Raw genomic sequence first — 11,845 nt, forward strand, 5'->3', positions numbered from 1 at the left:
TTTTTGTTGTTGATAAATATAGCTTACTAAGGCAAGTCTTATTTGATTCCCAACTTCGCTTTCAACTGTGCAGTACAGTCTACTGCAGAAGCTCCTGTATAGTGGAAAAGCTGCGCTTCCATGATATAAGCATAGCCATTCTCATCACCGACTTTTTTCAAAGCATCATAAACTTTCTGCTGTATGGGAGCCATGAGCATCTGCTGTTGCTTCTGCAAATCTTCGCTCATCAATCTTTCGCTCTGTCCCAAACGAGATACCATGTCCTGTATCTCCTGTTGGCGAGTCTTCTTTAGAACTTCGCTCAGGCTGTCTTTTTCCTTGTCGAAAGCTTCTGCCTTTTTCTCAATCTCCTGTTGCATAGCCTTATAATCGGCATCATACTTTTTGCCCAGTTCGTTAAGCTTGTTTTGAGCCTCCTTAAATTCGGGCATCTGTGCCATTACTTCCTGTGTATTGACAATGGCAATCTTTTGCTGGGCTCCGGCCACAAAGGGCAAGCAAAGCAGCAGAGTAAGAACAATTTTTTTCATCATCATTTCTTATTGGTTAGATTTTATGATCATTCTCATCGGGTGGAAAAACCGAGTTTGGCCAAAACATCCGTACTGATGTCTATTGCAGGATTGGCGAATATAATTCCGGACGAACCACGATCCAATACCATTTGGTAACCTTTGGCTTTGGCCAGATCTCGGATGGCGTTCCAGATCTCATCCTGAATAGGCTTCATCAGCTCCATACGCTTATTGAAAAGCTCTCCTTCCGGGCCAAAGTATTTGCGCTTGAGTTCGGCAGCCTCTTTCTCCATTGTCACAATCTGATCCTCTCGGCTTTTCTTTTGATCGGCTGAAAGAAACACCAAATCGCTCTGATACTTTTTGTAGAGGGTTTGTGCCTTGTTTTCGAGAGCCTCTATTTCATTTTGCCACTTCTTAGACACTTCTTCCAACTGTTGGTTCATCATCTCATAGTCTGGAATATTTTTTAGGATATACTCCATATCTACCAAAGCATACTTCTGTGCTGAGGCAAAACCGATTGCCACCAGAGCGAGAATGAGGGATAGAAAGATTCGTTTCATGATGTTTGTTGTGTTTGAGTTTTTATTAATGTGCTATTACTCCTTGTGGGGAACTTGGCCTAAAATTCCTGCCCAAGGACAAAATGGATATTACTTCCCCCTCTGTCCGACATACCATTGGGACGATCGAAGCCATAACCCCAATCTATACCAAGGATCCCAAGCATGGGCAAAGTAATACGAAATCCGACACCGGCCGAACGCTTCAAGTTAAAAGGATCATAATCGGAAAAATTACTCCAGGCATTACCGGCCTCCAAAAATCCCAATACCCAAATATTCGTTTGTCCTTCCAACATCAGGGGATAGCGTAGCTCCATGGACATACGCATATAGGCATAGGCATAGTTATAATTACTACCAGCTATAGAACCATTTTTATACCCTCGAAGACCTATCGTCTCGTTCATGTATCCACCCATATATGAGCTCATCCCATCACCTCCCATGTAGTATGTACCAAAAGGAGAGCGCTTGTGGCTGTTGTAGTAGCCGATCAACCCTGTCTCCACACGTCCCATCAACACCGGAGTTCGTTTGACGGTGGCGGGATTGAGCAGAGGCAAGAAGATACGATTGCGGTACATCCATTTGTGATATTCCACAAAACGATAACGATCAGCCATCGAGAGCTTGGGATTGGAGTAATCGTTCCCATCCCAAAGCGAATAAGGCGGAGTTGCTTTTACCGAAATTGTAAACTCCGAACCTGAGCGAGTATAGATAGGATTGTCTATAGAATTTCTTTGCAAACGAAGCTCCATATTAACGTCATTGGAATAACCCTCATGGAAATTTTGGAAAGTCTCATAAACCCAGTTGCGAAGTCTGTAGTGGGTGTAATTGAGTGAGGCATAAATCTGGAACCAGTTGTCCGGCCAACTGAGACGTTTTCCATAGCCGACTGACAAGCCAAACATCTGCAAGGACTTGTCCGGGTCTTGTGCCTTCTCGTACAACTCTCCACCTATGTTGTATCCGCCACCCATATTATCGTATCCTCCCATTCCATAGGAGCTACCACCATATATAGGATTATAGAATCCATTGTAATAGGGATTGTAATAGGAACTAATACGATTGTTGTAATACTTGGTGTCAATAGCTGTCATCTTGGAATAAAAAGCACTTACACTCAACAAGTTGGGTCGCTTACCACCAAACCATGGATCCATAAAAGAGATGCCATACGATTGGTAGAACTTACCATTCGTCTGCATATTGATCGAGAACGTCTGCCCCTGTCCTTGTGGCACAAAGTTCTTGTACATCGAAGGTCTGAAGATATTGCTCATGGCAAAGTTGGAGAACCTCAATCCGGTACGGAATATCACCCCCGTCTGGCTCCAACCTGCAGACAACTCAAATTGGTCATTACTCTTAGGAGAGAGGTTGTATTCCAAATCGACTGTTCCTGAAGCTGGGTTTGGGATCGTGTTCGGAATCATCTTTTCCGGATCGAAGTGCCCCAGCTGGGCAATCATACGGAGAGAATTGAGGACATCATCGCGCGAGAAGACAGCTCCAGGTTTGGTAAACAGCTCACGACGGATCACCTCATCATAGACAATATTGTTTCCCTTAATCGAAACCTTGTTGATAGTAGCCTGCATACCCTCCACGATACGTATATCAAGCGAAACCGAATCTCCATCCACCTTAGTCTCCACCGGATCTACATGAGCAAACATATAGCCGTTGTTGTAGTAAAGCATGGAAAGAGCATCCTCCTCTGTGAAGATGCGGGCATTGAGTTTTTTCTGGTTATAGACATCTCCTCGTTTCATGCCGAGCATCTTCTCCAAATTCTTCGTCTCGAACTTGGTATTACCCACAAAACGAATATCATCTATGTAATATTTGCGCCCCTCATTCAGTTTGATGCGAATATCAACTCTATTTTTCTTACCAGAAGGCATGATCGTGTCGGAAAGAATCTCTACATCACGGTAGCCTAACTCTTGATACCGCTCAATAATCCTATCCAAATCCTCCCGATACTCTTTATCTACCAATTTTTTGGAGCTAAAAATCTTGCGTATGCTATACCAAAGACGTCCATCAGTCAAACGAAAACGCTCATTGGTTTTCTTCATCGCCATACGTATCTGGTCATCGGAAAGAGCTGTATTCCCTTCTATACTGATCTCGTTTACCGAAGTCTTGTCTTTCCGATCAATTCGGATAGTAAGATTGACGAAGCCTTCTTCGCTCAAATTATCTTCCTGACGGATCTCCACATCCATGTCTCGGTAACCTTTCTCGGCATAGTATTTCCGGATGAGCTGTTTGGTGCGATCCGCCACATTGGGAGTCATTTGCAACCCCTTACGTAGGTTCGTACGTTTCTCCAATTCCTCTCGGTCACTTTTCTTGATTCCGACAAATTTGGCCTCATATATGCGAGGTCTCTCAGTCAGACGTATCTCTATCCATGCTTTGTTGCCCTGATATTTGGTAACCAGTATCTGAGCATTGGAGAAAAGACCATGGCGCATAAAACGCTCCACCGCATTGGTGAATGCCACTCCCGGAATAGTTACTTCCTCTCCTACGGCCAAACCGGAGAGATTGAGCAAAACTTCAGGGTCGTAGGACTTTGCCCCCACAATCCGTATATCCGCTATCACCTTATGTATAGGACGGGCATAGTTGATCTCTGGCAGACTATCTACGGGCAACTCTGCCTGTGGAGACTGCGGAGTCGGCAAACTGTCTGCCAGTACCTGAGCTTTGAGACCAACTGAGGCAAAAGCCACAGCTAGGCCGAGAGTAAAAAGTTTATGCATCATGGGTCGTAGCTAAATCTGTATCTTCTGCTTGTTGTATAGGTTTGTTTATCTGTTCTCTCGTGAGTCCGTAACGACGTTCGCGACCGCTGTAGTCAGAGATAGCCTCCAACAAAGCATCACCATCGAAGTCCGGCCAATAAATGGGAGAGAAGTAAAGTTCGGCGTAGGCAGTCTGCCAGAGAAGAAAGTTGCTAATGCGTTGCTCTCCTCCGGTACGTATCAGCAGGTCCGGATCAGGCAATCCGGCTGTACATAGTCGTTGAGAGATAACTGCCTCATCTATCTCCTCGGGGAGATACAATCCCTGCTGAATTTCTGTGGCTATTCGACGCATACAATGAGAAAGCTCCCAACGAGCCGAATAACTTAACGCAAGAGTGAGAGTGAGTTTATCGTTATGCTGAGTTTTCTCTATTGCCTCGGCAAGTGCAGTACGAGAGATCGAGGGAAGTCGATCCAAATCTCCTATGGCCAGAAGTCGTACTCCATGCTCTTGCATACCGGGAGTTTGTTCTCTGATCGTCTCCACCAACAAAGACATCAAAGCTTCGACCTCTCCTTGTGGCCGCCCCCAGTTCTCTGTACTGAAAGCATAAACCGTAAGGTAAGGTATACCAAGAGCCACAGCAGCACGCATCACCTTGTCCAGTGCTTTTGCTCCAGCTGCATGCCCCTGTTCGCGAGCCTGACCACGCTGCTGAGCCCAGCGTCCATTGCCATCCATGATGATAGCAATATGCCGAGGCAACTTAGGTGCAGTTTCGAGAAAGGCCTGATATTTATCTTTGGTTTGAGACATAGATCTTTTGTGCAGCTTACTTTATTTCAATTTGAGTTCCGGGATTTTCTTCTTTCTCATTTTTCTCTTTTCGGTACGACAATCACGCTTGTCTCTCGTCCCCAAACTGTAGGTAAAGGAGAGGGTAAGACTTCCCAATCCATCACCATTTCTCAGCATTGTCTGACTGATCCGAAAGGGATTATCCAAATGCTTTGTCTGCTCATTCGGAGCATCAAAAGCATCGGACAAAAGCCAACGATATATGTACTGTACACTCACACCCAAGCGAGAGTTGATTTTGTATTTGAAACCTCCACCTATCTGTAAAGAAGGGGCTACCACAGTTCCTTGATAGGAAGGCCCCAAAGCAAGCCCTCCTCCAAAGCCTACATAGGGAGAAAAGCGAGAAGTACGAAGGTAAGAGAACTTATCACTCAGAGGAACAAAGTTAAACTCGCCCATAACTCCCCAATGGTAAAGGTGACTATCGAAATCGACTTCCTTTCTCTCTGGGAATATATTGTCGGCATATCGATACCGCCCCTTGAGGCCATAATAGCCAATCTGTGAAGAGAGAGCAAAACGGAAATTTATATTGTACCTCCCTTCGGCAGAAAAGGTATAACTCGTTGCCGAGAATGGAGCCCTGCGCCCTATATCACCGACATACTGAGACAAGCCCACCTGCCCTCCAAACTCGAAGAGATACTCCTGCGCCTCCAACCCTACGGGGATCAGCAGAAAGCTCAGCAAGAAGAGATATGGGAATCGTCTTTGCATACCGGATATTTCTAAGAGATGTGCATTTTGTAAAGATTTGTCTGACTCGTAGTATCAGAGATACAACTTCAGACGCCCTCGAAAGAGTCTTACATTGGTGTCTGCGCCCTCACCTTTAGTGGCTACCCCGAGATAGATGTAATTCTGTTCGTCAGAAAAGGCAAAACAAATTTCATAGGGTTTGGCAACCGAAGGCAACATCAACTGCTCCACCCCTGCTTTCCACGTATAGCCTCTGTCAGAAGAATGGTAAACGGTATTCCTAACCTCGCCACTGCGCTCCGAAGTACCGAAGAAAAAGAGCTGCTTGTCACTCCTTACCATTTGCCCTGCTCGGTAAGAAGAAAGAGGCAAATTGGATGCAGCTATCTCTCCCGGTTTGAGCCAGTCTTGAGCATTAGTACTGAGCCAATACTGGCCTTCTGCAGATGCTTTTGACTTGCCACCCAATAGGCGAATTACAGGTTTGAGGTAATTGTTGTCTGCAACTATACACAAATGTTCCATCGGAAAATCCTCTGGCAAGGGGTCATGGTAATTAAGCCCCCCCCCTGACCAACTCGCAGCTCGTTTGAGATTGCCATCCATATAAGCCAAAGCCACCATATACGGCTTGCCGGCATCCTCCACACAGCCGAGGAAAGAAAAGCGATTGAGCCCAACAGGAGAATCCTCGGTCCACAAAATACCATCTGAAGACTTATATAGTCGATCTCGCTCTCCATCCGAAGTCTGAATGAATCTCTGAGTTCCCTGAGAATTGAGCTGCATGGCTACTACTTGCCCAGACAAAGACATCTCTTGTCGTTTCCAATCTTTTGGATTGCCCAAATTTCCGGAATACATCACAACCTTATCAGCCTCATTGGTATATATCCTTACATCGGACTTTTCCTGGATGGCGTAATATGAAGAGGCCAAATTCACGGATAGACTACTCGTCCCCAAGTCTTCCCAAAGGATTGTCCTCGGATCGAAGCTATAGATACGAATTTCCACCTGATATTCCTTGGTCATCTTTCCTGCCTGATCCTTTACCTGAAAGCGGATACGATCTGCTCCATTCAATGCGATGGAGTCCTTCCCACTCCACGGGACCCACTCGGCATTATCTCCCACCGCATAGCTAAGCTTATTGAGTTTGAAGGTTCCTACAGATGGCAAGACCTTACCTATCCTCGTTTTATAAGCAATGGGAATAGCATTGTATATCTTACCCTGTCGCTGATCTATCGAAAAAAATACTTTCCCCAATTCAGGAGTGTCTTTAGACTGCATCACCAATGTATGGATTTGCACGCTAGTCAGATCTACTTTCTCCACCGCAGAATCATTCCTGTTGCAGGCACTGCTGATGAAAGTAAACACCAAGGCCAGACAGGCCGCTGTCAAGTATATGCTGATATTGCTACGATTCATAACGATACAAATATATTAGGTAGCAAAGGTAACTTTTTCCTTCTTATCCCTAATCGTCCTCCATTCGGCTCACATCCGAACAATTGAGGGTATTCATCCAAGAGCTATTTAGGCAACAGACACTTCGCAAAACTCTATTAGCCTTCTTTTCTCGGAATCAGAGAAACTACTAAGTTCTTTGTCACAAATAACTGTAAGCAAATATTCTCGTTCTCCTCCATCCGACAAGTTGTAAAAAAGGGCTTTTTGGCAAAGGAGTGAGAGATCATCATTGAATGAATGCGGGCTTTCCGAAAGACAATTTGAAATCAAAAAAACAAGAACCAATAAGCAAACGACAGAAAAACAACTACAACACGAGAATAAAGAAGCAAAACTTCCTTTCATCGACAATCTGTGTAATCACAAAATTATTCTTACCTTTGCTCCGTGGTTTTTTCATAATAGTATTAAATTTAAGGTTAACAATGTTGGTTGGGGCATGTCGGGAGACATTCCCCAATCTTTTTATCCCCTCATATTCCTTTGCTCCAAGCCCTTTTAGTACATTTGTTTCCAAATGTGCAATCCAATGAGATTTGACGAATTCGATTTAAGCGACGAAGTATTGGACGGGCTGGATGCCATGAACTTCTTCGAAGCAACCCCTATACAAGAAGCAACTATCCCACTCATATTGGAGGGACATGATCTGATAGCTTGTGCACAGACCGGAACAGGCAAAACAGCGGCCTATGTACTACCGATCATTAGCGAACTCAATAGTGGGAAGTACCCTTCTGATGCTGTCAATGCCGTGATCATGGCTCCTACTCGGGAATTAGCTCAACAGATCGATCAACAAATCGAGGCCTTCTCTTACTTCCTCTCCGTATCGGCTGTAGCCATATATGGAGGTACAGACGGTATTGCTTGGGAGCAACAACGCAAAGGGATGGAGATGGGAGCCGATGTGCTGATTGCCACTCCGGGAAGGTTGATATCACATATCAATATGAAGTCGGCCGATCTCTCCCAGGTATCATTCTTTGTATTGGACGAGGCAGACCGAATGCTCGACATGGGTTTCTACGATGACATCATGCAGGTTTACAAGCAATTGCCCAAAACCTGCCAAACACTGATGTTCTCGGCCACCATGCCAAAGAAAATCAGAGAACTGGCTGCCGGAATTCTAAAAAATCCGAAGCAAGTAGAGATCGCTATCAGCCGTCCGCCCGAAGCTATCACACAGACCTGCTGTATATGCTATGACGAACAGAAATTACCCATTTTGCTCGATCTGTTTGCTGCCACACCTCCCTCTCGCACAATTATCTTTTCCAGCTCAAAACAGAAAGTCAAAGATCTGACACAAGCTCTCAAGCAAAGGCGATACAATGCAACAGCAATGCATTCAGACCTTGACCAAAGTGTACGAGAGCAAGTGATCCGAGACTTTAAGAACAGGAGTATAGACATATTGGTCGCCACCGACATTGTGGCAAGAGGAATAGACGTGGATAATGTGACTGTGGTAATCAACTATGATATACCCAGAGATCCCGAAGACTATGTACACCGCATCGGGCGTACTGCCCGAAACAATGAGTCCGGCTTGGCTATTACCCTTGTTGGAGAAAGCGAGCAATATGAGTTTAGTCGCATCGAAGAGTTCTTGGGCAAAAAGCTCTATCAACTACCCATACCGACACATATCGGAGCCACACCAGCATATGAGCCGAACAAGCTAAAAAGAGGACGTTTCTCCTCCGGGCGTGGACATGGGGGAAATCGGGTGAGAAAACCGGACACAAACTCTGCTCGGAAAGAATATAAACGAGACGAAAAGTCTCAAGCAAGAGATTCGAAAAGACAGCCTTCAGAACACCGGAAAGCGAATACCAAACCCTCAGGGAGAAAGGATGGGCAACACCTCCGACAACACAACAAACAAAGGTTGGCCAACAAGAAACAAACCCCAAGAGAACAATAATGGGAGCAGCGTATCACACGCCTGCATACAGCACTCTGCACAAAAGACTACCAGACAAACAATTGCAACGACACTCGGGACAGGTATGGAGATACAAAGCCGCTCGCAGAAAGCAATTAAGAATGCTTCCATAGGCATTCTGAGCTACCTGCTCCCCGTTTTGGCAACCTTCATTTTCCGTCGCTACTTCATCCTGCACCTCGGAGGAGAACTCTTGGGGCTCAATAACATTGTAGTAAATATCCTCGGCTTTCTGAATGCTTCTGAATTAGGACTTGCATCCGCTATTGCCTACGCTCTCTACAAACCGCTCTACGAGGGAAACAAACAAGAAGTAATCGACATTGTATCGATACAAGCCGTATTCTACCGCTGGATTGCCCGATTTATCCTCCTTGCCAGCATCATTATCTTTTTCTTTTTCCCAAAGATCTTTGCAAAAGTAGACCTACCTCTGTGGTATGCCTATGCGACCTACTTTGTGCTTCTTTCAGGGACACTGCTGAGTTATTACTTCAATTACAGACAAGTTGTATTCATCTCCGACCAGAAAGGTTACATCCCCAATCTCTGCATCCATATTCCCCGCTTTATAAAGCTCATACTGCAAACGCTCTGCATCATCTATCTGTCACATGGTTATATCTGGTGGTTAAGTTTAGAGCTGATCTGGTATATAACTACAACAGTAAGCATAGAGTACTTTGTAAGAAAAAGCTACCCGTGGCTAAGAGTAGACCGCAAGCAATTCGGGCAGCTTATAAAGACATATCCCGAAATTCTCATCCGGACTAAACAGCTCATCGTACACCGTTTGGCAGCCGTCGTATTGGACCAAGGTTCCCCTCTGGTACTTTTTGGAGTAACGGCTGCAGCTTATGCTGTCACAGTCTATAATAACTATTTGCTGGTGTACGCCAGCATAGCAGCCACCCTACGCATACTGTTCGGAGCTCTCACCAGTTCTCTGGGACACAAAATCGTCGAAGAGAAGAAACAAACGAGTGGGACAGAGTCCATGGCCTCCCTTTTTGGTCGTATCTATAGTCTGCGCAATTTCTTTTCCACAGCCGTTGTAGGTATCCTGCTCATTTTTATGCCCTCTTTCATTGAGCTATGGCTTGGGAAGGAGATGCTTTTCGACACTGGTACTTTCTATATTTCTCTCGGATATATCTACTATGCCTCCAATCGTTCGACCGATGATTTCCTGGCCGCCTATGGTTTGTACCAGGATGTGTGGGCTCCTTTTGTCGAACTATCTCTCAATCTCGGTCTCTCTATCCTGTTGGGGATGCAGTTCGGCATAGCCGGTATCTGGAGTGGTATTATCATCAGCCAAATAGTGATAGTTTATCTGTGGAAGCCCTATTTCCTGTATCAACAAGGATTGCACACCCCTCTCCGGCATTATTTGCTTCTGCTGACACACAATCGACTGATGAGTTTAGTCGCCATTGTCTTGATCTATCAAGTAATGATACCAAGCTATCCAATAGAGAGTTGGGGGCAATTCATACCCGAATTTCTGTGGCGTGGAGGATCAGTCACCCTTATTACGGGAGTAATATTCATCGGGCTCTCGGCTTTCTTCCGCCAAATAGTGATGCAAACGCTGCGACAGCTACACTTGCATTAACAAGATTGAAGCCCAAACAACAATATCCATCGATACAAACTAAAAACTGACAGCCGGGAATAAGAAAACCCTCACACCTTGAGTTGGCAGAGGGTTAGCGATTGTCGGGATAAAGCAGATAGCGGTTTCTCAATTTCCTGTACAGGGAGAGATCCTCCTGCCAAGTCGCACGAATGGCCTCCTCCCTAAGTCCTGATTCAAGTTGTTGAGACAAGTGTTTGTTTCCTGCCAGCAGCTCAAAAGTTCGACGACGGTTAATGAGTTTCAGCCCATGCTTGCGAGCCAGTCGATAATAATGAATAAGAGGAGCCAGAGACAGCCCCCTATCAAACAAAGGAGAGAGAGAATCTGCGGCATTGCTCTCTCCTTGAGCAGACAAGTCTACCCCATAACAAGCTCGTCCACTATAGAGCGGTTTGGAGGCACCCTGCATCGGATGTGGCACGAAGCGATATGAGCCAAACCGTTTATCCGGATAGCCCAGTACCTCAAAAGGACGATCTGTGCCACGTCCTACACTCATGATCGTTGCTTCAAAAAAGCAAAGCGAAGGATAAAGCCTGACCGCTGCATCGGTTTTCAGATTGGGACTCGGGGAAACAGGCAATTGGTAAGGCTGCCCGTGCTCCCAGCCTGAAAGAGGGATGACCGTCAAGCGACATTTCTTGCCGGATTGCAACCACCCTTCGGAATTGATCATTATAGCCAATTCTCCCATTGTAAGTCCATGCAACACCGGTATAGGGTGCATTCCCACGAAAGAGCGACAATCGGACTCAAGCAAAGGACCATCCACATAATCGTTCGGGTTGGGCCTATCACAAACTACAATTTCCTTCCCCTCCTCTGCTGCTGCTTCCATGGCATAGTGCATCGAACTGATATAAGTATAGAAACGAGCTCCCACATCCTGCATATCAAAGACAATCACATCTACATCGGCCAAATCTTTTGGAGAAGGCTTCTTGCGAGAGCTATAAAGAGAAGTGATATACAAACCCGTCTTCGGATCTCTCTCATGTGCGACCTTGGCTCCGGCATCATCGGTGCCGCGAAATCCATGTTCGGGAACAAATATCTTAGACAGGTGTACACCCTGAGAGAGAAGTGTATCAACCAAATGTCTTCGCTCACTACCAACAACGGAAGTTTGATTAACAAAGAGGGCTACTCGCTTGCCCTTGATCAGGGGAAGGAGTAGCTCCATTCGTTCAGCTCCACAGAGCAGAGCCGTATCCTTAGCAGATGCGACCCGGAGAGTATTGGGGGCGGAAGGATTGTTCGAATGGCCAGAACCGGAATGCCCGGTGACACAGGACAGCAACAAAGAAAGAAGCAGCAACAATCCGACCGGTTTATCGATCATTTCACAGCA

9 protein-coding genes are annotated in these 11,845 nt (G+C 45.7%); 2 read left to right on the forward strand and 7 right to left on the reverse strand.

The features are described from left to right. Nucleotides 1–38 precede the first annotated feature (38 nt). From DQN70_RS00150 to DQN70_RS00175, 6 genes are read right to left on the reverse strand one after another with little or no spacing between them, the layout of a single operon-like run. Complete coding sequence (locus DQN70_RS00150; RefSeq protein WP_052115616.1) at nt 39–539, reverse strand: OmpH family outer membrane protein; 501 nt, start codon at nt 537–539, stop codon at nt 39–41. Nucleotides 540–568: 29 nt separating this feature from the next. Next, entirely contained in the window at nt 569–1,084 is a 516-nt protein-coding gene (locus tag DQN70_RS00155) for an OmpH family outer membrane protein (protein ID WP_023935875.1), read from the reverse strand. A gap of 59 nt (nt 1,085–1,143) precedes the next feature. Beyond that, a complete protein-coding gene (locus DQN70_RS00160; RefSeq protein ID WP_023935873.1) occupies nt 1,144–3,873 on the reverse strand; it encodes a BamA/OMP85 family outer membrane protein in 2,730 nt (909 codons plus the stop codon). Next, nucleotides 3,866–4,675: an isoprenyl transferase gene (locus DQN70_RS00165; protein ID WP_023939782.1), complete on the reverse strand. Its 810-nt coding sequence runs from the start codon at nt 4,673–4,675 to the stop codon at nt 3,866–3,868. The genes DQN70_RS00160 and DQN70_RS00165 overlap by 8 nt, the downstream gene beginning before the upstream one ends. A gap of 21 nt (nt 4,676–4,696) precedes the next feature. After that, entirely contained in the window at nt 4,697–5,437 is a 741-nt protein-coding gene (locus tag DQN70_RS00170; protein ID WP_023939784.1) for an outer membrane beta-barrel protein, read from the reverse strand. Nucleotides 5,438–5,491: 54 nt separating this feature from the next. Continuing rightward, a complete protein-coding gene (locus DQN70_RS00175) occupies nt 5,492–6,856 on the reverse strand; it encodes a DUF6242 domain-containing protein (protein WP_023939785.1) in 1,365 nt (454 codons plus the stop codon). 571 nt (nt 6,857–7,427) lie between these two features. Here DQN70_RS00175 and DQN70_RS00185 point away from each other — a divergent pair. Both DQN70_RS00185 and DQN70_RS00190 read left to right on the forward strand, forming a co-directional pair. Then, nucleotides 7,428–8,831: a DEAD/DEAH box helicase gene (locus DQN70_RS00185; protein WP_023935865.1), complete on the forward strand. Its 1,404-nt coding sequence runs from the start codon at nt 7,428–7,430 to the stop codon at nt 8,829–8,831. Nucleotides 8,832–8,916: 85 nt separating this feature from the next. After that, entirely contained in the window at nt 8,917–10,470 is a 1,554-nt protein-coding gene (locus tag DQN70_RS00190) for a hypothetical protein (protein WP_023935864.1), read from the forward strand. 94 nt (nt 10,471–10,564) lie between these two features. Here DQN70_RS00190 and DQN70_RS00195 read toward each other — a convergent pair whose 3' ends face one another. Beyond that, a complete protein-coding gene (locus DQN70_RS00195) occupies nt 10,565–11,836 on the reverse strand; it encodes an exo-beta-N-acetylmuramidase NamZ family protein (protein ID WP_023939793.1) in 1,272 nt (423 codons plus the stop codon). Between the last annotated feature and the right edge of the window lie 9 nt (nt 11,837–11,845).

Origin of the sequence: Porphyromonas crevioricanis (assembly GCF_900476255.1) — a bacterium.
GTDB classification, from domain to species: Bacteria; Bacteroidota; Bacteroidia; order Bacteroidales; family Porphyromonadaceae; genus Porphyromonas; species Porphyromonas crevioricanis.

Coding starts and splice junctions, on each gene's coding strand:
- DQN70_RS00165 (WP_023939782.1), bottom strand. CDS start 4,675: ATGTCTCAAACCAAAGATAAATATCAGGCCTTTCTCGAAACTGCACCT.
- DQN70_RS00195 (WP_023939793.1), bottom strand. CDS start 11,836: ATGATCGATAAACCGGTCGGATTGTTGCTGCTTCTTTCTTTGTTGCTG.
- DQN70_RS00175 (WP_023939785.1), bottom strand. CDS start 6,856: ATGAATCGTAGCAATATCAGCATATACTTGACAGCGGCCTGTCTGGCC.
- DQN70_RS00190 (WP_023935864.1), top strand. CDS start 8,917: ATGGAGATACAAAGCCGCTCGCAGAAAGCAATTAAGAATGCTTCCATA.
- DQN70_RS00160 (WP_023935873.1), bottom strand. CDS start 3,873: ATGCATAAACTTTTTACTCTCGGCCTAGCTGTGGCTTTTGCCTCAGTT.
- DQN70_RS00170 (WP_023939784.1), bottom strand. CDS start 5,437: ATGCAAAGACGATTCCCATATCTCTTCTTGCTGAGCTTTCTGCTGATC.
- DQN70_RS00155 (WP_023935875.1), bottom strand. CDS start 1,084: ATGAAACGAATCTTTCTATCCCTCATTCTCGCTCTGGTGGCAATCGGT.
- DQN70_RS00185 (WP_023935865.1), top strand. CDS start 7,428: ATGAGATTTGACGAATTCGATTTAAGCGACGAAGTATTGGACGGGCTG.
- DQN70_RS00150 (WP_052115616.1), bottom strand. CDS start 539: ATGATGATGAAAAAAATTGTTCTTACTCTGCTGCTTTGCTTGCCCTTT.